Source organism: Aeromonas sp. FDAARGOS 1416, from assembly GCF_019048085.1.
Taxonomy (GTDB): Bacteria; Pseudomonadota; Gammaproteobacteria; order Enterobacterales; family Aeromonadaceae; genus Aeromonas; species Aeromonas veronii.
Genome location: NZ_CP077301.1, coordinates 644,811 through 667,109 on the forward strand (window position 1 = coordinate 644,811; position 22,299 = coordinate 667,109).

At 61.3% G+C, this 22,299-nt stretch carries 19 protein-coding genes; 14 read left to right on the forward strand and 5 right to left on the reverse strand.

The window, feature by feature from the left end; all coding sequences use genetic code 11:
• Positions 1 to 14: 14 nt before the first annotated feature.
• From I6L46_RS02945 to I6L46_RS02960, 4 genes are read left to right on the forward strand one after another with little or no spacing between them, the layout of a single operon-like run.
• A complete protein-coding gene (locus I6L46_RS02945) occupies positions 15 to 1,154 on the forward strand; it encodes an efflux RND transporter periplasmic adaptor subunit (RefSeq protein ID WP_216977355.1) in 1,140 nt (379 codons plus the stop codon).
• Positions 1,147 to 1,836 carry an ABC transporter ATP-binding protein gene (locus tag I6L46_RS02950; protein ID WP_069554752.1) on the forward strand — a complete coding sequence of 230 codons (690 nt, stop codon included), beginning with the start codon at positions 1,147 to 1,149 and terminating at the stop codon, positions 1,834 to 1,836. Before I6L46_RS02945 ends, I6L46_RS02950 begins: the two co-directional genes overlap by 8 nt.
• On the forward strand, positions 1,837 to 3,051 hold the full coding sequence (locus I6L46_RS02955; RefSeq protein WP_216977356.1) for an ABC transporter permease: 1,215 nt from the start codon (positions 1,837 to 1,839) through the stop codon (positions 3,049 to 3,051).
• Positions 3,051 to 4,250: an ABC transporter permease gene (locus tag I6L46_RS02960; RefSeq protein WP_042080309.1), complete on the forward strand. Its 1,200-nt coding sequence runs from the start codon at positions 3,051 to 3,053 to the stop codon at positions 4,248 to 4,250. Before I6L46_RS02955 ends, I6L46_RS02960 begins: the two co-directional genes overlap by 1 nt.
• A 50-nt stretch (positions 4,251 to 4,300) precedes the next feature.
• Here I6L46_RS02960 and I6L46_RS02965 read toward each other — a convergent pair whose 3' ends face one another.
• Positions 4,301 to 6,715: a diguanylate cyclase gene (locus I6L46_RS02965; RefSeq protein ID WP_254203151.1), complete on the reverse strand. Its 2,415-nt coding sequence runs from the start codon at positions 6,713 to 6,715 to the stop codon at positions 4,301 to 4,303.
• Between the two features lie 478 nt (positions 6,716 to 7,193).
• On the opposite strand from I6L46_RS02965, the gene I6L46_RS02970 reads away from it, so the two are divergent.
• Both I6L46_RS02970 and I6L46_RS02975 read left to right on the forward strand, forming a co-directional pair.
• Complete coding sequence (locus I6L46_RS02970; RefSeq protein WP_216977358.1) at positions 7,194 to 8,210, forward strand: lipoate--protein ligase A; 1,017 nt, start codon at positions 7,194 to 7,196, stop codon at positions 8,208 to 8,210.
• A 223-nt stretch (positions 8,211 to 8,433) separates the two neighbouring features.
• Entirely contained in the window at positions 8,434 to 10,128 is a 1,695-nt protein-coding gene (locus tag I6L46_RS02975; protein ID WP_216977359.1) for a pyridoxal-dependent decarboxylase, read from the forward strand.
• A gap of 146 nt (positions 10,129 to 10,274) precedes the next feature.
• Here I6L46_RS02975 and I6L46_RS02980 read toward each other — a convergent pair whose 3' ends face one another.
• From I6L46_RS02980 to I6L46_RS02995, 4 genes are all read right to left on the reverse strand, one after another.
• Entirely contained in the window at positions 10,275 to 10,904 is a 630-nt protein-coding gene (locus I6L46_RS02980; protein ID WP_216977360.1) for an NAD(P)H-binding protein, read from the reverse strand.
• 171 nt (positions 10,905 to 11,075) lie between these two features.
• Positions 11,076 to 11,414 (reverse strand): outer membrane protein assembly factor BamE, encoded by a 339-nt coding sequence (gene bamE, locus I6L46_RS02985; protein WP_005337980.1) that lies wholly within the window; start codon positions 11,412 to 11,414, stop codon positions 11,076 to 11,078.
• Positions 11,415 to 11,539: 125 nt separating this feature from the next.
• The gene (locus I6L46_RS02990; protein WP_216977361.1) at positions 11,540 to 12,244 is read right to left on the reverse strand and encodes a DUF1566 domain-containing protein; all 705 of its coding nucleotides are present in this window, start codon (positions 12,242 to 12,244) and stop codon (positions 11,540 to 11,542) included.
• Position 12,245: 1 nt separating this feature from the next.
• The gene (locus I6L46_RS02995) at positions 12,246 to 15,251 is read right to left on the reverse strand and encodes a DUF1566 domain-containing protein (protein ID WP_216977362.1); all 3,006 of its coding nucleotides are present in this window, start codon (positions 15,249 to 15,251) and stop codon (positions 12,246 to 12,248) included.
• Positions 15,252 to 15,472: 221 nt separating this feature from the next.
• Between I6L46_RS02995 and I6L46_RS03000 the strand changes: the two genes are divergently transcribed.
• The 8 genes from I6L46_RS03000 to I6L46_RS03035 are packed head-to-tail and all read left to right on the forward strand — an operon-like array spanning position 15,473 to position 22,297.
• A complete protein-coding gene (locus I6L46_RS03000) occupies positions 15,473 to 15,676 on the forward strand; it encodes a Flp family type IVb pilin (protein ID WP_139472945.1) in 204 nt (67 codons plus the stop codon).
• Entirely contained in the window at positions 15,676 to 16,089 is a 414-nt protein-coding gene (locus I6L46_RS03005; RefSeq protein WP_216977363.1) for a prepilin peptidase, read from the forward strand. The genes I6L46_RS03000 and I6L46_RS03005 overlap by 1 nt, the downstream gene beginning before the upstream one ends.
• 9 nt (positions 16,090 to 16,098) lie before the next feature.
• Positions 16,099 to 16,989: a Flp pilus assembly protein CpaB gene (gene cpaB / locus I6L46_RS03010; protein ID WP_216977364.1), complete on the forward strand. Its 891-nt coding sequence runs from the start codon at positions 16,099 to 16,101 to the stop codon at positions 16,987 to 16,989.
• Positions 16,990 to 17,008: 19 nt separating this feature from the next.
• On the forward strand, positions 17,009 to 18,406 hold the full coding sequence (locus I6L46_RS03015; RefSeq protein WP_216977365.1) for a type II and III secretion system protein family protein: 1,398 nt from the start codon (positions 17,009 to 17,011) through the stop codon (positions 18,404 to 18,406).
• Between the two features lie 11 nt (positions 18,407 to 18,417).
• Positions 18,418 to 18,966, forward strand: coding sequence for a pilus assembly protein FlpD (locus tag I6L46_RS03020; protein ID WP_216977366.1), 549 nt, complete (start codon positions 18,418 to 18,420; stop codon positions 18,964 to 18,966).
• 3 nt (positions 18,967 to 18,969) lie between these two features.
• Entirely contained in the window at positions 18,970 to 20,103 is a 1,134-nt protein-coding gene (locus I6L46_RS03025; RefSeq protein ID WP_216977367.1) for a P-loop NTPase, read from the forward strand.
• Positions 20,103 to 21,416 (forward strand): CpaF family protein, encoded by a 1,314-nt coding sequence (locus tag I6L46_RS03030; RefSeq protein WP_216977368.1) that lies wholly within the window; start codon positions 20,103 to 20,105, stop codon positions 21,414 to 21,416. Before I6L46_RS03025 ends, I6L46_RS03030 begins: the two co-directional genes overlap by 1 nt.
• Entirely contained in the window at positions 21,413 to 22,297 is an 885-nt protein-coding gene (locus I6L46_RS03035; protein WP_216963708.1) for a type II secretion system F family protein, read from the forward strand. Before I6L46_RS03030 ends, I6L46_RS03035 begins: the two co-directional genes overlap by 4 nt.
• Positions 22,298 to 22,299 lie beyond the last annotated feature (2 nt).

Here is a 22,299-nt window from a genome sequence, read left to right on the forward strand (position 1 = left end):
CGAAAGGATGCGCGATGAAGAGAGGTTGGTTGTGGTGGGGAAGTGGCGTTGTGGTGGCGGTGGCTGCTGTGGCATGGTGGTGGCGACCGCAGCCGACGCCGATCAGGCTGGCAGAGGTCGGGCGGGGGGATGTGCTGGTCACCGTGGTCAATACCCGGGCCGGCACCATCAAATCGTGTCAGCGAGCCGGACTCAGTCTGCCCGGTGGCGGCGTGGTGGAGCAGATCGCCGTCAAGGCCGGGGAGCGGGTAGCCCGGGGAGATCTGCTGCTGACCCTCTGGAGTGACGATATTCACGCCGATCTCGCCCGGGCCCGCGCCCAGCAGGCCCTTGGCAAGACCCAGCGCGAGGAGCGTTGCAGCGAGGCGGCCTACTACGAGCGGGAGGCCAACAGGCTGGCCACCTTGCTGGCCAAAAACCTCACCTCCCGCACCCTCGCCGAGCAGGCCCAGAATCTGGCCGATACCCGCCGCTATATCTGTCAGGCATCCCGCCAGCAGGAGCGGGTCGACGAGGCGCAGGTCGCCCAGGTGGAGGCACGCTTGAGCGAGCGCCGCCTGCTGGCGCCGTTTGCCGGAGTGGTGGCTGAGGTCAACAGCAAGTTGGGTGAATACATGACCCCCTCACCGCCCGGAGTAGCCATGCCTCCGGTTATCGATCTCATCGACGATCGCTGTCTGTATGTCTCAGCCCCCATCGATGAGGTGGATGCCGCCCGCCTCAAGGTGGGCCAGTCTGCCCGGGTACTGCTCGATGCCATGCCCGGGCGCGATTTTGCCGCCACCGTCACCCGCATCGCCCCCTATGTGAAGGAGCTGGAGAAGCAGGCCCGCACCGTGGAGGTGGAGGCGGCGCTCACTGCCCTGCCCACCGATGTCCCCCTGCTTATTGGCTACAGCGCTGACCTTGAGGTCGAAGTGACCCGCGCCACCGATGCGCTGCGGGTAGCGGCCAGCAGCCGGGCCGACGATGGCAGCGTACTGCGGCTGGAAGGGGATAAGCTGGTGCGGGTGGTGCCCCGTTGGGGCGTGGAGAACTGGAACTGGATTGAAGTCGCCGAGGGGCTCGCCGCCGGTGATCGGCTGGCAGCTCAGCCCGGACAGATTGTCGGGGAGGGCCCTTTCAGCGCCGCCACGGAGCAGACGGATGAGTGATCTCATTCGCCTTGATGCCGTCAGCCGTCGTTTCACTCTGGGGGGGAGCGAAGTGGCCGCCCTCGATCGCGTATCCCTGCGGGTTGCCGAGGGGGAGTATCTGGCGGTGATGGGCCCCTCGGGCTCCGGCAAATCGACTCTGCTCAATGTGCTGGGGCTGCTGGATCGGCCCGACGAGGGGCGCTACTGGCTGGGGGGAGAGGACACCGCCACCCTGTCAGAACCTGCGCTGGCCCAGCTGCGCGGCCATCGCATCGGCTTTGTGTTCCAGTCGTTTCACCTTATCTCCCGCCTCACCGCCCGTGAAAACGTCGAGCTGCCGCTGATGCTGTGCGGGATCGCCCCCGCCGAGCGCCATCGCCGCAGCCAGCAGTTGCTGGGGGAGCTGGGGTTGGAAAACCGGGCCGGACACCGCCCTGCCGAGCTTTCCGGCGGTCAGCGTCAGCGGGTGGCCATCGCTCGGGCCATGGCAATGGCGCCGCGGCTGATCCTGGCCGACGAGCCCACCGGCAATCTCGACTCCCGCTCCGGGGAGGAGGTGATTACCCTGCTGGAGGAGCTCAACCGGGAGCAGGGGATCACGCTGGTGGTGGTAACCCACGACCCGCGCCTCGGTGATCGGGCGGGCAGGCGGATCCTGATGAACGATGGCCGCATCAACATTGATAGCGGCGGTGGCTGAATGCGGCGCCCCGATGTGATCCGCTTTGCCGCCGTGGCGTTATTGCGTCAGCGTTCACGGGCGCTGGTCTTGATCCTGGCGGTGAGTCTGAGCGTCACCTCGGTGCTGCTGCTCACCGCGCTGGGGGAGGGGGCGAGGCGCTATGTGGCCGACCAGTTCAGCTCTCTTGGCAAGGATCTGTTGGTGATGTTCCCCGGCCGCAAGGAGACCACCGGCGGACTGCCGCCGGTCACCGGCAACAGTCTGCGGCAGATCACTCTCGATGATATGCACTACCTTGGCCAGCACCAGCCAAACGTGCGGTTGGTGCCGCTGGTGATGGGCTTTGCCGAGGCCAAACAGGGGGCGCGGCTGCGCCAGACCATGCTGCTTGGCAGCAGCAACGGGCTGCGCGATACCCACGGGCTGGAACTGCTCTCCGGCCGCTGGCTGCCGGGGGATGCCGCAGAGGATCGACCGGCCGTCCTGCTCGGGGCCAAGGTGGCCCGTGAGCTGTTCGGTCAGGTCGATCCGGTCGGACAGTGGCTGCGTTTTGACAATCGCCGCTTTCGGGTGGTGGGGGTCTTCACCAGCCAGAGCAGCAATCTGGGGATGGATATGGCCGAGGCCGCGCTGATCCCGGTCGGTAGCGCCATGCGGCTGTTCAATACCGAGGGGCTGTTTCGCCTGCTGATCCAGCCGCTGGCGGGGCAAGCGGTGCCTCCGCTGGTCAAGCGACTGGAGCAGCTGATGCAGGCGCGCCACGGGGGGCTCGATGTGACCGTGGTGCGCCGCGACGCCATGCTGGCCACCTTCTCCACCATTCTCTCGACTCTCACCCTGGCAGTTGCCGGCATCGGCGCCATCAGCCTGCTGGTCTCCGGCATCATGATGATGAATCTGGCGCTGATCAGCACCCGCCAGCGCACCGGCGAGATCGGCCTGCTCAAGGCGCTGGGGGCCGACAGTCGCCAGATCCGCCAGCTGTTTTTGTGGGAGGCGCTGCTGCTGAGCGGCAGTGGCGCGCTGTTTGGCACTGTGTTGGGCTATGCCCTGGTGGCCCTTGCCGCGCTGATCTGGCCCGGATTTCCGGCGGCGGTCCCTCTGCTCGCTACTTTCTGCACCATACCGGCAGCCCTGCTGACCGGGCTGTTCTTTAGCTGGCTACCTGCCTCCCTGGCGGCACGGCAAGATCCGGTCAGCAGCCTGCGCAGCGGGCAATGGAGCGGTGGCTGATGCGCGCCGCCGATCTGCTGTTCTGGCTCTGGCGCGCCTTGCTGGCGGGGCGCAGTCGCAGCCTGCTGTCGGCGCTGGGTATCGCCATCGGGATCGCCTCGGTGACCCTGCTCACCGGCATCGGCGAGGGGCTCAGGCTCTATCTGCTCGACAGCTTCTCCCAATTTGGCACCCGGCTGATCGCCGTGACCCCGGGCAAGACCGAAACCGCCGGCGGCCCGCCCGGCATCCTCTCCAGCAGTCGTCCCCTGCTGCTGGAGGACGCCGATGCCCTCGCCAGATTGGCAGGGGTAGAGGCGGCGCTCCCTGTGGTGCAGGGGCAGGGGGAGGTGCGCAGCCGTGGGCTGACCCGCAGCACCGCCATTCTGGGCACAGGTCCGGCGGCGCTCTCCGGCTGGCGACTCACCCTGGTGCAGGGGCGTTTTCTGCCTGCGGATGACAGTGCCATGCCCCGTGCCTATGCGGTGCTGGGGGCCAAGGTGGCGGCGGAGCTGTTTCCCGGTGGCGATGCACCAGGCAGTTTGCTGCGTGCCGGTGATCGCCGTTTTCGGGTGGCCGGGGTGCTGGCCCCCAAGGGGCAATTTCTCGGCTTTGATCTGGACGACATGATCTATCTTCCCGCCGCCCACGCCCAGGCGCTGTTCAACAAGGAGGGGCTGCAGGAGATCGATGTCATCTATCGCGCCGGACAGACGGAAGCCGATATCACCGCCCAGATCCGGCGGGTGCTGATCGCCCGCCACGGCGCCGAGGACTTCACCCTCACCTCCCAGCAGGACATGCTGACCAGCCTCGACAAGATCCTCTCTATCATCAAGCTGGCGGTCGGCGGGCTCGGCATCATCTCGCTGCTGATCGGGGCAGTCGGCATCTTCAGCATCATGAGCATCGCCCAGCAGGAGCGGATCCCCGAGGTGGGTTTGCTGATGGCGCTGGGCTGCCCACGGCGGCGCATTCTATTGTTGTTCCTGCTCGAAGCCGTGGTGCTGGCGCTGCTGGGCGGGGCCATGGGGCTGGCCCTGCTCGGCGGGCTCAAGCTGCTGCTCACCCTGCTGGCGGCTGGCTTGCCGCTCACCCTCCATCCTCTCTATCTGCTGCTGGCGCTCGGTTGCAGCGCCCTGGTGGGTCTGCTGGCCGGGGTCGCACCTGCCTTGCGGGCAGTACGTCTCGACCCAGTAGTTGCCCTGCGCGGTGATTAGGTCGCTCCTTTCGCAAGAGGCGCGTTACGCTCGGGTCTGAACAGGGGGGACTAGGTGACCCCCTCTGCAACCGGCACGCTGCGCTCAGATCTGAATAGGGGGAAGTAGCGGCGATCCGCCTGACTCATATGGCCGACTACCAGCTCCTGAATGATGAAGTTGAGCAGCTCGTCGTTGCCCAATGTCCCCGCTTTGGCAGCGTGCAGTAGTTGGCTTGCTTTGTTGAGCAGGCGCTGGTGATCCTGACGGTGGCTGACGAGTTCCCGATAGTCGATCTCCGCCAGCATCTGCTCTTCAAAGGCGAAGTGGTGGCGGGCCATTTCGAACAGACTCTCCAGACTCTCCAGAAACGGGGCCGGATCCTCGCGCTGATCTTTCATCCGCTCCAGCAGCCGGTTGGTCAGTACGAAGAGCTGGCGATGCTCGGCATCGATGCGCGGGTGACCGCACTCGTGGCCGGGTTGCCACAGCAGGGCGCCCTGCTCGGGATCAAGGCCTTCGGTATAGAGGCAGACCCGGCCGCGGCCGCGATTCTTCGCCTGATACATGGCCTGATCGGCGTGGTGCATCAGGGTTTTGGCATCCTCCCCGTGCTCGGGATAGAGCGCCAGCCCGATACTGCTTGAGATGAGCAGCTCCTGCCCCTCCAGCTGGAACGGATGGCGCAGCTGCTGGTGCAGCTTGTCGGCCACCGCCAGCACTTCGTCGCCACTCTCCGGCAGCAATATAACGAACTCGTCGCCCCCCAGCCGCGCCACCAGATCCTGTTTGCGCACGCAGTGGCTCATCCGCTCGGCCACCATATTGAGCAGAATATCCCCGGTCTCATGGCCGAAGGTGTCGTTGATCGGCTTGAAGTGATCGAGATCGATAAACATCAATGCCAGCGGACGGGGCACCTCCTGCTCCATCAGCTCCTTGAGCCGTTGCTGCAGCAAGCGGCGATTGGGCAGCCCGGTGAGGGGGTCGTAGAAGGCGAGGCGGCGCATCATCTCCTCTCGCGCTGCCCGCTCGGTGATATCCCGGGTGACCCCGAGGATCGCCTCCGGCTGGGCATTGTGGTTGCCATGGAGGGTGGTGATGGTCTCGGTCGCCACCAGATGGCCATCCTTGTGGCGCAGCTGGGTGCGAATGACCCGGCGGGTCTGGTCATGTTCCCCCCGCTGCCAGGCCTCCAGGGTGGCGGAGATCTCCTCGCGCAGCAGCTGCCTTGAGGCATCCGGCAGCAGCTGTTTGAGGGGCAGGGCAAACAGCTCGGGGGCCTCGTAGCCGCTCAGAGGAGTGATGGCCGGGCTGACGTAGCGAAAGCGCAAGCTGGCGGCATCCATGGTCCAGATCACATCGGCGCTGTTCTCCGCCACGAAGCGATAGTGTTGCTCGCTCTGGGCCAGTTCACGGGTCAGCCGCTGGCGATCCCGCGCCTCCTGGCGCAGGCGCAGATAGAGGTGCAAGAAGATGCCGAGCAGGGTCATCAGGGTAAAGGTGATGAGCATGGCCACCGCCACGCTCTTGTCGAGCAGTTGCCGTTGCTGGCGCAGCCGCTCCTGCGCCGGGTCGTAGATAAAGCGGTCGAGGTTGGGCAATACCGTGAGCATGCCCGCCTCCAGATAGGTTTTGGCGATCTGCAGCCAGCGCTCCTGCTGCATGTAGCCAGGTTCGATCAGATCCGGCTGCATCAGCTCTCTGGTTTCGCGAGCCTCGAACTCCAGCTGTTCACGGCCAGCCCCGGTCGGGTACTGCTCCATGATCAGGTTGATCATCTCGTCGGGGTGGTCCATCGCATAGCGCCACCCCTTGAGGCTGGCCTGCTGGAAGGCGTAGACCCGATCCTGTCGGGTGATCAGCTCCCGCTCGGAGGTAAACAGGTTGTCGCCGTAGAAGTCAAAGTCGATGGTGCGCGGGCTGAAGACCCGATAGGGGATGCCTCTTTGCTGCAGATAGAAGGGCTCGGTAGTGCTGTAGGCACTGATGGCATCCACCTTGCCCGCCAGCAGTGCCTGTATCCCCTGTTTGTATGGGAGGGTGACCCAGTCGCGGCTGCGGGTCTGGTGAGAAAGGTAGGTCAGCAGCTCGTTGGAGCCAGGCTCCAGCATCAGTCGCTTGTTGGCCAGATCGGCCGGGTTGCGAATATCTGGCCTATCCAGCGTGAGCAGAACCAGCGGCGAGTGCTGCAGCAGGGCGGCGAGCACCACCACCGGACGACCGGCAGCCCGATCCAGCAGCAGATCACTGCCGCTGATGCCAAACTGGGCCTTTCCCGAGATCACCTCGCTGACCACATCGGTGCGGGAGTCCGCTTCACGCAAGGTGACATGCAGACCGGCCTCCCGATAAAACCCTTTGGCGATGGCCGCGTAGTAACCGGCAAACTGGAACTGGTGCTGCCACGGCAACTGGACGATGACCTGCTCGCCGGCTCGCACGGGGGAAGAGGTCAGGGTCGCGATGACCATACCGACCAGCATTGGCATAAACCAGCTGAAGGGCTGGCGGGGGGCTGCGTTCTCCGTCATACAACGTTTCTCTCGGGAGCGGTGTCTAGGCTAGATTCAAGCAATTTTGTGTCACCTGCAAGGGGAGAAAAGGCGTTTGCAATGGGGTATAGGGGGGTTGGAAAGTCATTTTTGTGTCGTTCATCACACGGGATGGATACATGCCGTTTTTTTGCAAGTTATGTGACCAATAAGAGAGTCATATGGCCTATCGAAGTGGTCGCATTCTAGCCACTTTTTCCCGTTTTTATCGTTATCATTGTGGCTAAACTGCACTTTTTCCATGGTTGCACGTCAAGCTGTGTCGTTATATCAATAGATACTTTTAGGGGGCGGTCAGGTGTGACGCAAATGTATCGCGGCTGCTGCGCACCGGTTAATATGCGACAGCTCAGTGATGGTACCCCGTCAGTGTTATCATGCTGCCCCCAGTTCCGGATAAGGTCTTTTTATGTCCCGCTTGCGTCTGCTTGTCTCCGACTCTCACGATCCCCTGTTCAATCTGGCCGTTGAGGAGTGCATCTTCCGCCAGATGGACCCCGGTCAGCGGGTGCTGTTCCTTTGGCGCAATGCCAATACCGTGGTGATTGGCCGTGCCCAGAATCCGTGGAAGGAGTGCAACACCCGCCGCATGGAAGAGGACGGGGTCACCCTGGCGCGTCGCAGCAGTGGCGGTGGCGCCGTGTTCCACGATCTTGGCAACAGCTGCTTCACCTTCATGGCGGGCAAGCCGGAGTATGACAAGAGCGTCTCCACCGCCATTGTGCTGGACGGGCTCAAACGATTGGGGATCGAGGCCTTTGCCTCCGGTCGCAACGATCTGCTGGTGGCCACCCCGGACGGGGAGCGCAAGGTATCGGGGTCGGCCTATCGGGAGACTCTGGATCGCGGTTTTCACCACGGCACCCTGCTGCTGGATGCCGATCTCGGCCGCCTTGCCAACTATCTCAACCCCGACCCCAAGAAGCTGGCGGCCAAGGGGATCACCTCGGTGCGCAGCCGGGTGGCCAATCTGTGCGAACTGCTGCCGGGGATCGACCATCAACAGGTGAGCGAGGCGCTGCAGGAGGCCTTCTTCCACCATTACGGCGCGCGAGTTGAGCCCGAGCATATCTCCCCGGAGCAGATGCCGGATCTGCCGGGCTGTGCCGAGACCTTCGCCCGCCAGCGCAGCTGGGAGTGGAACTATGGCCATGCCCCGGCGTTCAGCCATCTGCTGGAGGAGCGGTTCAGCTGGGGCGGGGTGGAGCTGCACTTTGATGTGGAGAAAGGGGTCATCACCCGGGCGCAGCTCTTTAGCGATACTCTGGAGCCGGCCCCGTTTGATCTGCTGGCGGCCGAACTGGCGGGTTGCGGCTATCGGCCGGACGCGGTTGCCGCGCGCCTGCAGCCCTGGCTGGCGGCCTTCCCGCAGCAGCAGAGCGAGCTGGCGGAGTTTGCCGAGTGGCTGTTGGCCTCCCTGCGTTGAGGTGGACGCTGCGCTGATGGTGGTCTGGTAGTAAGGACTCTGTCAGCCAGGATGGGAGCAAGATCACGAAATATAAAGAGGCGCCTCAAAGGCGCCTTTTTGCCAGCCCTTGTGATGGCTGATACATGACAAAAAGTAGGGTAGGCCATTAGATATTGTCACTGTCGGCCCCGCTGGTACAGGGGTATAACGGCCGCACATTTGCTGTACTAATGGTATAAAAATGAGTGACTTAGTTTATCTGCAAGACGAAAGCGTCAATGCCGTCCATCCCGATTTCTCCGCCCGTTTCGCCACCGTCAAAGCCAACTTTTTCTCGCGCAATCCCGATCTCTGGCCCGTTTTTCGCGAACCCGGATTTGCCACCCTCAACGAATTTCGGGCCCGTGGCCTGGCTCCCGATGCCCGTTTGAATGCCTGGCCTGATGGCCGCGCCCGCCTGGCCGATCTCTGCGAGACCATGCCGGTGCCCGCCACCATGCGCACCCCGGGCGAGCCGATGGCCGAGCTGCTGTTTGCCGCCGCTCTATCGAAGGATTGGGAGAACCCCTCCAGCGTCGAGAACGTCATCACTATGTCAGCGGATCCCGCCATCTACGGCGCCCAGCTGGGCATTCTGGCCAACCCCAATCTGGTCTACTCCGAATACGCCGGAGTGGCCGAGGAGCTGGAGAAGAAGGTGGTGCGCCAGATTGCGCTGCTGGCAGGCTATGACCCCGAGCGGGCCACCGGCATCTTCACCCAGGGGGGGACCTTCTGTAACCTCTATGGCTACTTGCTCGGCATTCGCAAAACCTTGCCGGAGGCCAAGCACAAGGGGCTCGGCCACTATCAGGATTACCGCATCATCAACTCCCAGGGCGGTCACTACTCCAACATCACCAACCTCTCCCTGCTCGGGGTCGATATCGAGAACAAGACTATCCGCATTCAGGTCGGCGAGAACAACGACATCGATCTCGACCACCTCGAACGCACCCTGACCGCCTGTTTTGCCCTGAAACACGTGGTGCCCACCATCATGCTCACCATGGGCACCACCGACACCTTCGGGGTGGATCAGGTGAAACCCGTGTTCGAGCTGCGCAATCGCCTCTGCGAGCAGTTCGAGGTGGCGGTCAAGCCCCATATCCACGTCGACGCAGCTATCGGCTGGTCGATGATCTTCTTCCTGGGTTACGACTTTGCCGCCAACCCGCTCGCCATCAACAGCGCCACCCTGGCGGGGATCGAGCGCAACGTGGCACGCTTTGCCGAGCTCAAATATGCCGACTCCTTCACCGTCGACTTCCAGAAGTGGGGCTATGTGCCCTACACCTCCAGTCTGGTGATGATCAAGGAGCAGGATGACCTCAAGGCGATGGAGAATGACCCGGAGAACTTCTCCTACTTCGAGCGGGACATTCAGGGCCAGACCCACCTGCAATCCACCATCGAGTGCTCCCGCGGCGCGAGTGGCCTGTTCGGTGCCTATGCGGCGCTCAACTATATGGGGGTGGAGGGGTATCGCACCGTGCTGGCCCACTGCCTGCAAAATGCCAATTACTTCCGCTTCCGGTTAAGCCAGCTGGACAACGTCAAGCTGGTGGCGCAGGAGAATCAGGGGCCGAGCGTCGGCTTCAAGGTCTACAACCCCGAGTGGGTGAGTGACCCGGAAGCCGAATTTGCCTTCGAGCTGGCCCGCTCCAGCGATCCCGCCTACAAGGCGCGACTGCAGCGCAATACCGATTACCACCGCAGCCTGTTCAAGGGGCGCGGCAAGGTGGGGCTCTACACCAACTGGGTGGAGGCGGTGGCCCACTCCGACTACGACGCCCGCGGCAAATACTCCTATATCGCCGGGGAGAAGGCAGTCTTTATGAATCCTGCCTGCACTCGCGAGCAGATTGACGCCTTTATCGACCATATTCGCGGTTGATGGCGGTTGCCCTGACTGCCGAGCGCGGTCAATGGTGGCAAGAGGTGGTTGGGGTGTATCACGCCAACAGATAGACAAAGGGCAAGCCGGTTGGCTTGCCCTGCTGTTTTTACGGCATAGAGCTTAAGTAGTGGGGAAGATCGGGCTCAGAGGGCCAGCAGTTGCTCGTTCTCGACAATCTCGCACCCGGCGGGCAGTTTCGAGAGGGCGATCATGGCGTGGGCCACCTGACGGGCCTCGATGGCGCGCCAGCGGGCGAGCTTGCCCACCAGCAGTGGCCGAAACAGCGGGTAGATGGTCTGAAAGATCTGCTCGGAGAGGCGCGGTGGCTGGCGATCTCCGAGCAGCATGGCGGGGCGTACGATGGCGAGCCGTGGCCAGGATTGGGCCAGCAGGGCCTGCTCCATCTCTCCCTTGGTACGCGGATAGAGAGCCGGGGACGATGCGCTGGCCCCCATGCTCGAGACCACGATCAGCCGTTGACAACCGTGGCGGCGGGCCAGCTCGGCAAAGGCGACCACATAGTCGAGATCGACCCGGCGAAACGCCTCGGCAGAGCCCGCCTCCTTGCGGGTGGTACCAAGGGCACAGAAGGCGATATCGACCGGGCGGGAGAGGGTGACGCTGGCCAGATTATCAAAATTGACCGGCAGCCAGTGGTGCGCCTCCTTGCCCGGCTTGCGACAGAGCAGGGTCAGTTCATGTTCGGCAGGCAGTTGCTGCACCAGTTCGCGACCGATCAGGCCGCTGGCTCCGGCAATCAGGATCCGGCTCATGGGGATTCTCCCTGTGTCATTCGATGGTGTTGATGCCATGGTGGCTGCTCATCAGCATCAGGCAATTTGCGAGCAGCTGCAATGGCGAGGAATGACTCAGTGTTGTCGGGCAGGATGAATTACGTGGGGCTGGATAAAACAAAACCGGCGCGAGGCCGGTTTTGCGGGATATCAGAGCGGGGTATTGAAAGCTGCTGGCAGCGGGAAGTCACCCGTCACTGTGGTCAGCCTGTCGTTGGCGAAGGTGACAGTGAGCTCTTTGCGCTCCTTGTCGCCGTGGCCCGGCTGAAATTCATAGAGGTAGTACCAGGTGTTGGGGTCAAAGCCGTCACGCAGCATGGGGGTCCCCAGCACATAGCTGACCTGCTCGCGGGTCATCCCCTGGCGCAGTTTGTCGACCTGTTTTTGTTCCACATAGTTGCCCTGAGGAATATCGATACGATAGACCAGGCTGCAACCGGAGAGGGTGAGGGCGGTCAAAGCCGCGGCAATCAGGTGTTTCATCCGCATATCGAGTTCAGATCATCCATTCAAGTCTTTTTACGCTGGCCGAATCATACCTACTCCCTTGGCGGAAGTAAAAAGCCAAGGCAAAAATAGCCAAAGGGAGTTAACCCCCTTTGGCCAGCACGGCGTCATTCACTGTGGTTCGGGATTGGCCTGACGAGCCTAAGCATAGGTGCACTGTAACCGCCTTCATGAAACACTTCATGTGATGGTTCGAACTGCAGGTAGTTGTATCCATCTCCAGAGGCGCTGTCTGAAATAAACTGGAGCCTGGTTAAGGCATAGCTTTGCCGGGTTAGCTTGTTGCAAGCCTGTTCCTGCTCTTTAGTCGGCTTAATATATTTATGGGTCACCGGATCAGATCTGGCTTCACACGCACGCTGTTTGAGGTTTTCAGTATCTGCGGCCAGCTGAGGGTCTGGAAAGCCCACTGCGCTGTAGGTACCAGGTTGGCACTGAGGGTTGTAGAGGGTAAACAGCTCCTTGATGTCTGGGGCCCGCCAAGGGTGTGCAGGGGTGTTCAGTCGGTCGTTGGCCTGCATGATTATGGTCATCAAGGGGTTGTCACTCGGGTTTGCTCTGCTGTTGATCACCTCAGGCATGCCCTCGCAGCCAGAGCCATTATCACTGACTTGTTGGCCGTAGGGGCAGTAGAGCCATTGCAGACCGGTGGCTCTGTCGTTGACCACCTGCAGCTTGCCTTCGGCCGTGTCGATCAGTTCGCTAACGAAACGGGTATCATCGTCCTGATAGCCTGGCAGGCATATACGGGCCTGGCTTGCTAGTGGCAACAGGGCCGCAGCTAGTAATAGGGTGAAGAGAGAGTGGTGCATTTTATTCTCCTGTGACCTTGAAGCCATCGCTCACCAGCATGACGTAGTGAGGTTGATACTGGCGTGCAATGTTGCCACGTAGCTGGGTATTTGGGCGAACCTGGTAAGCATCTGGTCCGCCGTCATCTTTCTTCCAGGTGCCGATGGGGCGACTGACCGGCATCACATCCGAGGTCCAGAAGCCGTGGAAAATCCCCTCCAGCTCCTGCGATTTTCCATGGGTGAATTGCAGACCCGAATTGAGCGGGAAGTAGCGGGTATCGAGGGCAATGGAGTTATCCCGGGTCAGGGTCATGAGGCCGTAGAACTCCTGCTGGCTGGGGGCGCGCCAGTTGGAGAGGCCGCATAGCTTGCTCTGGTTGACCTGGCTTATCTGGCGTTTCAGGTTGCAGCGGCTGCGGTCACTGGCCAGAGCACCACTTTGCGGGTCATAGCAGCTGCCGTTGAAGGCGTTGTTGCTCTGGATATCGTCATAGGCAAACAGGCTTTTGTCATCGTGCAGGGAAGATTCGCCATCTTTGTGTTGTACCTTGGTCTCCCACACCAGCCCGCTCAGGGCATCGACCACGCAGGCAAACGGCATCTGTTTGTAGGAGAGATCCTGGCGTGGTAGCGGCTCTCCCCGGTTGTCCAGCTTGATGTAGCGAGCGCCGAGCACTCCATCCAGATTGCTGTTGACCGCTTGTCCACTCAAGGGATCGCAGCGGCTATCCAGGTCCCGGCCACGCTTGCCATCATCCAGCCCCATGCTGTGGGTGATGCGGGTATCGGCCACATGCAACTGCCCGGCTCGATAGGTCAGTGGGGCACTGATGGTGCCACCCTCGCTCATCACTCTTATCTGGTAGTCCTGATAGTGAGGGAGACCCTTGAGGGTGATGCGAGTCTGCTGGCTGATGTTTTGCTGTTCGGCGTTTTCAATATGTTCAAACGGGGTTTTCCCCCAGCCAATTCGATACTGACTCACCCCCTCCTGGGGTTGCCAGCCGAGGGTGACCCAGTGGCTGCCATCCTGATCACGGCCCTGACCCAGAATAGCCAGGCCGATCACTTGATCTGACAACACCTCACGCTGACAGACAGGGGATATGGGGCTGTTGGGGTAGGGGGTGAGCCAGCTACCCGCTGTGCTGGTTCCGGGATAGAGAAGAGCATCGCTTTCCGAGTTGCGGATCAGACCGGTCGCCGCCTTGATGATGTGGGAGATGTTCTTGTCTGGATTGGCATTCAACAGGGGGCCCAGCCCGCTATTGTCGGCGATGGTGGTTTCCAGTTTGAACAGGTCCGGTATCTGATTGTTGCGGGACACGGTTGAATATTCATTGGCCATGTTGATCTCCAGCCAGCTCAGCAGTTGCTGGCGAAAATCAGTGCCCTCGATCAGGTTGACAGGTTGCTGCCAGAGCTCCCCCTCGGTCTGCAGGGCAACCATGGCTGCCAGTAGCTCAACCTGATGCCTCGGTAGTGCCTTGAGTTTTTGATCCAGCTCCGCCAGGGTCCAGGCTTGCCAGTCCAGGAAAGAGCCCATGCCGGCACTGAGGGTGGTTTTGAGCAGCAGAGCCCACTGCGCCGTGGTGGTATAGCCCACATTGAGGCGCGGGTATTCGTTGGCGCCGAGCATGCCATCGCGATTTTCATCGCGCTTGACCAGCTCGCAGAAAGAGCCGAGCACCGAGCGCAGTTCCACCTCACTCTTGGCATCCTGTACCACCAGGGTCAGGGTGTCTTCCATCAGATCATCACTGGTCTCGCTGCTGCCCGGTTTGCAACTGGCGAAGCTGTTGTTGAGGTCAGCGAGCGTGAGAGTGATGCTGTACTGGTTGCCCTGCTTGATGGGAAGAGACTCTTGCATCTGACCACTCTGGGCCATTACCGCAAGCCGTTGTGGCCGAATGGGGCGTTCGGGTTTGAAATAGTGGGCATTGAGCCCATCGTGGTTGGGTTTGGCACCGATCTCTACCGATACCGATGCTTCGCTCAGACGAGAGGGGAATTGTCCCAGCAAGGTCAGTTTGCGCTGTGGATAGAAGGTGGTGAGCAGCTGGTAGGTCGCTGTGCGGGTATCCAGTTTCTCCATGGCAGCGAGGGCATCGTTAAGCCGGGTTTCGGCGTCGTCAGGTAATGTTGTGCCTTGGCTGGTGGCAAGTGTCGTCAGGTGTTCAAACAGGGTGGATGTCGGGTTGGACTGTTGCTGGTTGACCAGTGCAGTTGCCAACTCACCGAGCTGCCGGGCCGGGTTCGGCATATCGCCGTTCAGGGTCAACTGCAGCAAGGCGGTGAGATCTCGGGCAAAACGGTGATTGAGATGAGGGTCACTGAAGAGCTGGCCAGAGACATCCTGTTTTCCCTCCTGCTTTTGCAGCGCCGCCATGATGCTCTGATATGCCAGCGGCATGGGGGAAAGGTGCAGACGAGGACTCTCTTGCTCGGTGATGATGCCATCCCCGTTTTGATCCTGTTTGAGCAGTTGTGTCAGCGTAGGCAATTCACTGCTGAGGGATAGCGCGCTGTTCTGACGGTGGCTGGCGACAAGGTGCAGCGCCTTGTCTTGTGGCCATTGGCTCAATTTCAGTTTGAAGCCGAAACTGCCATCAGCCTGAGCGCTCTGGGTGACGCAGACCTTGTCGGCACAGAGCTGAATATCAAATTGCCCACCCTGTTCGTGAGTCAGCGGCAGTGCGCCGGCCAGATCCAGCGAGGTGGGTGGGGCGGGCTGTGTTGTCCCCGTTGTTGGTTGGCCAGATTGGTCTGGTGACGTTGTTCCCGAGCCGCTACCTGAGCTCCCTCCGCTGCTACTGCTGGTGCTTCCTCCGCTGGCAGTACCTCCAGCTGTGCCCGGGTTGTTGCCACTTCCGCTATCCGGTGTGGTGGGTTGCTGGTTGCTACCGCTTCCTCCGCTGTTGCTTGCGTTATTTCCCGCCTGATCGGGGCTGCCCAGCTCTGCCTTGCATGCCAGCAATGTGGCACAGCAAAGGAGCAACAGCAGTGGTTTCGTTGTCCTGAACACGTTCGACTCCGTTATTGTTGTTTAGATTATTAATCTGCCAAGTCCGGTTTTTAGCGCGTAAATGAAATCCATTGCAGATGCTTTTGCTGTTAAATTCGTTAAATTGTCAAATTCACTCTGCGAATTATTTCATTTGGTGATAATGATATTGATTCTTGTTTGTGATCTCAATATCATCTTGTCGTTGTTTAATTTCAGGCATAAAAAAACAGGGACAAAAAATGACGATGCGAGTTTGGGATTACCTTCGTGACTACATGAAGGATGAAAGCGGTGCCACAGCCATTGAGTACGGCATCCTGGCTGCAGGATTGGCGGCCGGGATCCTGGCCATATTTGGCTCGGACGGGATCTTCATCACGGCGTTGAAAGAGAAGTTCACCGCCATTGTTGCCGGGTTGAATATGGACGCGGCTGGTAAGTGATGGCGTGGGGGCAATGGCTCGCCACATTGATGGCCTGCTGGTGTCTGGTCAGTGATTTGTTCGAACGGCGAATCCCCAATCTTGCGGTGCTGGTACTGGCCCTCTGGGTTGGCTGGTTGTTGCCGTTCAATCCGCTGTCACTGGTGTTGGCCATACTGACCTTGCTGTTGGGGCTGGTTGCCTATCACCGAGGCTGGTGTGGCGCCGGGGACAGCAAATTGCTGGCGGTCTGCCTCTATGGGGCAGGCGAGCAATGGCCCGAATTATTGCTGTTGATGGCGTTCTCCGGTGGCCTGCTCAGCCTGGTGTGTTTGATCCATAGCCGCCTGCGCCCTTCACCCAATCCAACTACTGTGCCTTATGGGGTTGCCATCCTCTGGGCGGCAGCTCTGACCACACCTCTATTTATGTAGTCACACCTTATGAAGAAACTCTTTTTGCTTATCGCTGCACTGCTGGTGCTGGCGGCGATGCTGGCTACCTTGTGGCCAGCTGAACCTGCGCCGCAGAGCGGTGCATCCCCACGGGATCAGCCCGCAGAATCGTTAGCGCCGGATCGGGTGGCCCAAGTACTGGTTGCCGCCCATCGGGTGCAGGCCGGTTCTTTCATCCATCCCGAAGATCTGCACTGGCAAGCCCTTCCCGAAGCCGAAGAGAGGAACCTGCCGGGTCTCTTTCTGTTTGGTTTTACCGATACCAAGGTCCTCAAGGGGAGTCTGGTGACCCGCACGCTGGAGGCGGGCCAGATAGTCTCTGCCGATGATCTGGTTCGTCCCGAGCAGAGTCACTATCTCTCCGCCATGATGGCGCCGGGCATGCGAGCGGTGACGCTGGCGTTGGGGAGGGAGGCGGCCAGCCACGGCCTGATCCGGCCCGGTAACCGGGTGGATGTGATCCTCACCAGCAAGCATGCGCGTCAGCACAATGCCCAAGGGGCAGAGGTAACCAGCAATCAGTCGGCCGAGATCATTCTGACCGATATCAAACTGCTGGCCATCGACGCCCAGGTGACCGATATCGCCGCGCTCAACGGCAATCCTGCGGCACAGGATAACTTCGACCAGGTCGCCGTGACCTTCGAGTTACCCCCTCGGGCGGCAGCACGCTTGTTGCTGGCACATCGCTTGGGAGAGCTGGCTCTGGTACTGCGTTCGGCACAAAGCGCACCGGCGGGCAACCCTGCGATGGCGCTGCCGGAGGGGAGTCTGATATGGGCTGAACAGGTCGCTCGCGGCCAGAACCCGAGAGCCATTCCAGGTCATGGGGTCAAGATCAGTTATGGCGACGGTAACGACCGAACCCGTCAACCCTAATCAACACAGAAAGGAAATGATGTTGCGAACATTTGCCATATTGCTCGCCATGCTGCCGCTCTGGGCCGCAGCCGCCGAGAGCCTGACGCTCACTCCCGAGCAATCCACTCTGCTCAATTTTGATGAACCTGTGCTGGATGCCTTTGTGGCCAATTCGGAGTTGGTCAGAGTACACAGCCCCTCTGATCAGCAATTGCTGATCTATGGCCGCAAGGTGGGCAACACCGATCTGGTGGTGACCGCCCTCGATGGTCGAACCCTGGGCCACTATCGGGTAACTGTCGTCGCTGATCTCGCACCGCTTGAACAGCTGGCCCGTCAGCATTTCCCCCAGAGTCGACTCACCTTTAGCGAGTCGGGCGGTGCCATCGTAGTGGCAGGAGAGGTGACCAGCCCGCTGCAGGCGCACGAAATCCTCAGCATGGTGGAAGGCTTTGCCAAGGGACTGCAACCGCAATCCGTCGCCCAGAGTACAGTGATGGCCCCTTCGCCTCCGGCGGGTAACCAGGATGAAGGTGCAGCTGTTGTCGGTGGGGGCAGCGGTCAGTACGCCAATGTCATCAACCAGCTGCGACTGGCCGGATCGGATCAAATCAATATATCGGTGCGCATCGTCGAGATGCAGCGTACTACCAGTGAACAGCTGGGGCTGCGCTGGAGTGCGATGGGTGAGTATCTGCAGTTGGGTGTCTCGCCGGGTAACCGTTTCCCGAAGCCGCTGGAGCGAGGCAGCTGGACCGGCAAGAAAGATGTGGTCTACATCAACGCCATCATCGATGCGCTGGTGGAAAACAGCCTGGTCAATGTACTGGCCGAGCCCAACCTGACGGCCAAATCGGGAGAGGCTGCGACCTTTATGTCCGGCGGTGAGTTCCCCTTTCCGGTTGGCAACGGGGATAACGGGCCCGAGATTGAGTTCAAGAAGTTCGGTATCTCGCTGGAGCTGACGCCGACCCTGCTGGACAACAATCGCATCAGCCTGACGGTCTCCCCGGAAGTATCGACCCTGAGCCGGGAGAACAGCGTCACCATTGCCGGGGTCGTGGTACCGGGCATCGAGACGCGTCGTACCACCACCACCATCGAGCTGGCTGACGGCCAGAGCTTTGCGCTGGCAGGTCTGGTGCGCAGCCATCGCAACCAGAATAACGAAGCGCTTCCCTTCCTGGGAGAGATCCCCGGGCTGGCCCCCTTTTTTGGCAGCAACAGCTTCAAAAATCAGGAGAGCGAGCTGGTGATCATCGCCACCGCCCGTCTGGTGCAGCCCACCAGCGATCCCCTCTCTCTGTCGACGCCGCTGGATCACTATCGGGCACCGAGCCGTTTCGAACGGCTGTTCTTCACCGACATGGGGTCAACCCAATTGCCAGCGTCGCAGACGACCCGCCTGTTCGGCAACTATGGCTACAGCTACTGAGGAGGATGACCATGTTGAAACAGACACTGTTGCTGGCCATGACGTTGCCGTTACTGGCTTGTACCACCCCACCTCCGGTTGCCCCTCTCAAGGATCAGTTGCAATTCCGGGTTGCCCCGTCGCAATTGCAGCAGCAACTGCAATGGCAACTTGCCCCTATCGCCAATCGGCTGGAGGCAGGCACCGTCACGCTGCAGATCAGCGGGCCGCAGCCAGCAAGCAATGCGCCAACGCCGGAGGCGCTGCGCCAGCAGCTGGCTCAGTGGCTGGCGCTCGATACCCGGCTCATCTTCACCCCGACCGGGCAAGGTGACTATCAGGTGCAACTCGATGCCACCTTGCAGCCGGATAGCTGCCGTTATGCCAGAGGCGGGGTGTCAGCCCCTGCCAGCGCCTGTCTGGTGCTGCGCAATCAATATCGTACCCAAAGCCATGGCGAGCACTGGGCTCGTGGTGCCCGTTATGACGGCAGTGGTAGCGCCCTCGATGCCGGCGCGGTACAGCGCCTCTATCAGGGCAAGGCCAAGTCGGCCAAGAAACAGCAGACGACCGGGGAGTAAGTCATGAGTGAACAAGCCAAACGGCTGGTGGCCGTGACGCGCCAGCCTGCCTTGAGTGCCGGGGTAGAGCGGGTGATGGCCGGATTGAGCGATGTGGAGCACCTGCAACTGACGGGCTCTCTGGCGGAGGCCAGAGCGCACTGTCTGGCTCACGGGGCGCCCGATATCCTGCTGGTGGAAGTGGAAAATCAGCAGACGCTGGCGGCCGATCTGGCGGCGCTTGCCGAATGTTGTCCACCCCAGATGCGGCTGGTGCTGCTGGGGGAGCGGGGAGATGTTGCTCTGTTTCGCTGGTTGATCTCGGTGGGGGTGGATGATTACTACCCGGCGCCGCTGGATCCTGATGCGCTTCGTGCAGGTCTGTTGCGGCTGCTGGGGGTGCCGCTGGTGACCTCCTTGCGTAAAGGGAGAGTGATCTGTGTCGTGGGGGCCGCGGGTGGCGTGGGCACCAGTACAGTCTGCGCCAATCTGGCACTGGAGCTGGCAGAGCAGCATCACCGTCAGGTGGCCCTGCTGGATCTCAATCTTTATCACAGCCGTCACCCTATTTTGCTGGGCAGCGACTATGCCCCGCCCGGCGAGCAGTGGTGGCAGGCGACCGATCGGTTAGATGGCACCCTGCTGGCCCACACCGCTCATCAACTCGGGTCACGGTTGTTCCTTTTCTATGACCAGGGCGCTGAGCTGGTGCTCGGCGCCGAGCAGTTGGTGGCCGGGGTCAATGTGATGGCGGAGCACTACAGCACCCTCATTATCGATGTGCCGGACCTGCGCAGCCATGGGTTACGCGCCTTGCTGCAAGAGGCAGATGTGGTGATCTGGTTGCACGATTTCAGTCTGGGGGCATTGCGACTGCTGGGAAACTTGCCCAAAGGGGGGCAGGCTCAACGTCACCTGCTGGTAGGCAACCATTGCCGCGGCAAGGAGGGGCGAGTGCCCGCCGCAGAGCTGGAGCGGGTCTGTGGTCAACCTCATGCAGCCGTATTGCCTTATGACCACGGCGCCTTTGTGCGAGCCGAGCGGGCCGGTATGGCGCTTATCAAGCAAAAAAGCAAACTGGCCCGAGCAATCAAGTGGCTGGCAGCCGAGCTGGTTGGCACTCAACCTGCGGGACGCCGCCGGGGAGGATTGCGCTGATGTTCGGACAAGCCAGCAATCGGCAGCCGTCGGTACAAGGGGCGCTGCTGACCATGTCTGAGGCCGCGCGCGAGGCGTTTTACGAGCTGGTGGAGCCCTCGGTGGCCGCCACCTTGCCCCGTGATGCATTGCTGGAGCGGGTCGCCAATGCTCTCGATCAGCTCTCGAGCCGCCGCATGCTCCCTTACAACCGTCAGGAGTTGCTCCTGCTGGGGCAGCAACTGGTGGACGAGATGGTGGGGGTCGGGCCGCTGCAACCCCTGCTCGATGATCCCGAGGTGTCGGACATTCTGGTCAATGGTCCGGACAAGGTCTATGTGGAGCGGCACGGCAAGCTGGTGTTATCAGGGGTGCGCTTTCGCGACCGTCAGCATGTGTTCAATGTGGCGCAGCGGATCGTCAACGCGGTGGGACGGCGGGTGGATGAGTCCACCCCCATGGTGGATGCCCGTCTGGCCGATGGCAGCCGGGTCAACGTCATTGCACCGCCGATCGCCCTGTGCGGCACCTCCATCTCTATTCGCAAATTCCCGAGTAGCCGCCTGACGTTGGCTCATCTGGTGGATAAAGGTGCCTTGTCGGATGCCATGGCCCGCTTTCTCGGTCTGGCTGCTCGCAGTCGTTTCAACGTGTTGATCTCGGGGGGGACGGGGTCGGGCAAGACCACCCTGCTCAACGCCCTGAGCAAGCACATCAACGACGACGAGCGGATCATCACCATTGAAGATGCTGCCGAGCTCTCTCTTGAACAGCCGCACTGGGTACCGCTGGAGACGCGCAACGAGAGTGCCGAAGGCAAGGGGGAGGTGAGCGTGCGGGCGCTGGTGCGCAATGCGCTGCGGATGCGGCCGGACCGGATCATCTTGGGGGAAGTGCGCGGCGCCGAGGCGTTCGACATGCTGCAGGCGATGAATACCGGCCATGACGGTTCACTCTGCACCCTGCACGCCAACACCCCGGAAGATGCGCTGCTGCGCCTGACCAACATGTTGCAGATGGGGGCGGAGCGCCTCTCCGAGCAGATCATTCAGGCCCAGATCGCCAGCGCGGTGGATCTGGTGGTGCAACTGGAGCGAATGCGCGATGGTCAGCGCCGCATCACTGCCATCAGTGAAATCACGGCGCTGGAGGGAGGCCAGATCAGGATGCAACCGTTGTTTCGTTTCGTGCTGGAGTCCGAGCTGCATGGCAAGTTGCAGGGGCGCTTCATGGCCCATCCGCTCTCGGCCGGGGTACAAGAAAAGGCTCGTCAGGCGGGCCTGCTAGCCGAGTTGCAGGCGTGCATGGATGAAGATGGGGAGGAGGGCGCATGAGTATGCTGTTATCCGTCTGCCTTGGCTGGGGGGCGGCTTGTCTGCTGCTCTGGCAGTGGCAGAGTCGGCGTGAAGCCTGGCTGCAACAGAGCCAGCGTTATGGCGGGCAACCGGAATCCCGGGAGGCGGCGCGTCCCTTGCCCCAGTGGTATCAGCAGATGGTGACCATGGTGGGGCAGGAACAACTGACACGCTGGTGCTGGCAGGGGCCGGCAGGCGCTGCACTTGCCTGCATCTTGCTGGTCGCCAATGGCATGCCGCTTTGGCTGGCGTTGTTGCTGGCGGTTGGTGGAGCGCTGCTGTTTGGTCTGCTGCTCTATCAACAGCTGCAACAGCGGGCGCTGGAGCAGTTTCGCACTGGCTTGCCCGAGGTGATAGACGGGATGATCCGGGCGCTGCGGGTGGGGGCGCCGCTGGCCGATATTTTCCAGCAAGTGGCACGGCAGCAGCGCGGCTTGATGTCACGGCTGTTTGCCCAGATGCACGACGAGTTGCAGGTGGGGCAACCGGTAGCGCAGGTGATGCGACAGGCGGCAAGCAGGGTCACGGTGGCCGAGTTCCAGTTTCTGACCATAGTGCTCAGCCTGCAGCAAGAGACCGGTGGTCGCCTCTCCGACGTGCTGGCACAACTGGTCGAAACCCTGCGTGCCCGTCAGACCCTGGCGGCCAGCATCCAGACCATCACCGCCGAGAGTCGCAACTCTGCCAAGGTATTGGCCGCTCTGCCTGTCATCATCCTGCTGGTGCTGTTCAGTACCGGGCGGGAGCACTTTACCTATCTGATGACCACGGCCAGCGGCCAGTGGGTGATGGGGTATGTCTCAATCAGCGTGGCGGTGGGGCTCTGGCTTATCCGCCGGCTCACGCGTCTGCAGGGGTAGGT

What these genes read in the sequence shown, in the direction of transcription:
- I6L46_RS02945 (WP_216977355.1), top strand. Translation starts at nt 15, where the DNA reads ATGAAGAGAGGTTGGTTGTGGTGGGGAAGTGGCGTTGTGGTGGCGGTG.
- I6L46_RS02950 (WP_069554752.1), top strand. Translation starts at nt 1,147, where the DNA reads ATGAGTGATCTCATTCGCCTTGATGCCGTCAGCCGTCGTTTCACTCTG.
- I6L46_RS02955 (WP_216977356.1), top strand. Translation starts at nt 1,837, where the DNA reads ATGCGGCGCCCCGATGTGATCCGCTTTGCCGCCGTGGCGTTATTGCGT.
- I6L46_RS02960 (WP_042080309.1), top strand. Translation starts at nt 3,051, where the DNA reads ATGCGCGCCGCCGATCTGCTGTTCTGGCTCTGGCGCGCCTTGCTGGCG.
- I6L46_RS02965 (WP_254203151.1), bottom strand. Translation starts at nt 6,715, where the DNA reads ATGCTGGTCGGTATGGTCATCGCGACCCTGACCTCTTCCCCCGTGCGA.
- I6L46_RS02970 (WP_216977358.1), top strand. Translation starts at nt 7,194, where the DNA reads ATGTCCCGCTTGCGTCTGCTTGTCTCCGACTCTCACGATCCCCTGTTC.
- I6L46_RS02975 (WP_216977359.1), top strand. Translation starts at nt 8,434, where the DNA reads ATGAGTGACTTAGTTTATCTGCAAGACGAAAGCGTCAATGCCGTCCAT.
- I6L46_RS02980 (WP_216977360.1), bottom strand. Translation starts at nt 10,904, where the DNA reads ATGAGCCGGATCCTGATTGCCGGAGCCAGCGGCCTGATCGGTCGCGAA.
- bamE (WP_005337980.1), bottom strand. Translation starts at nt 11,414, where the DNA reads ATGCGGATGAAACACCTGATTGCCGCGGCTTTGACCGCCCTCACCCTC.
- I6L46_RS02990 (WP_216977361.1), bottom strand. Translation starts at nt 12,244, where the DNA reads ATGCACCACTCTCTCTTCACCCTATTACTAGCTGCGGCCCTGTTGCCA.
- I6L46_RS03000 (WP_139472945.1), top strand. Translation starts at nt 15,473, where the DNA reads ATGACGATGCGAGTTTGGGATTACCTTCGTGACTACATGAAGGATGAA.
- I6L46_RS03005 (WP_216977363.1), top strand. Translation starts at nt 15,676, where the DNA reads ATGGCGTGGGGGCAATGGCTCGCCACATTGATGGCCTGCTGGTGTCTG.
- cpaB (WP_216977364.1), top strand. Translation starts at nt 16,099, where the DNA reads ATGAAGAAACTCTTTTTGCTTATCGCTGCACTGCTGGTGCTGGCGGCG.
- I6L46_RS03015 (WP_216977365.1), top strand. Translation starts at nt 17,009, where the DNA reads ATGTTGCGAACATTTGCCATATTGCTCGCCATGCTGCCGCTCTGGGCC.
- I6L46_RS03020 (WP_216977366.1), top strand. Translation starts at nt 18,418, where the DNA reads ATGTTGAAACAGACACTGTTGCTGGCCATGACGTTGCCGTTACTGGCT.
- I6L46_RS03025 (WP_216977367.1), top strand. Translation starts at nt 18,970, where the DNA reads ATGAGTGAACAAGCCAAACGGCTGGTGGCCGTGACGCGCCAGCCTGCC.
- I6L46_RS03030 (WP_216977368.1), top strand. Translation starts at nt 20,103, where the DNA reads ATGTTCGGACAAGCCAGCAATCGGCAGCCGTCGGTACAAGGGGCGCTG.
- I6L46_RS03035 (WP_216963708.1), top strand. Translation starts at nt 21,413, where the DNA reads ATGAGTATGCTGTTATCCGTCTGCCTTGGCTGGGGGGCGGCTTGTCTG.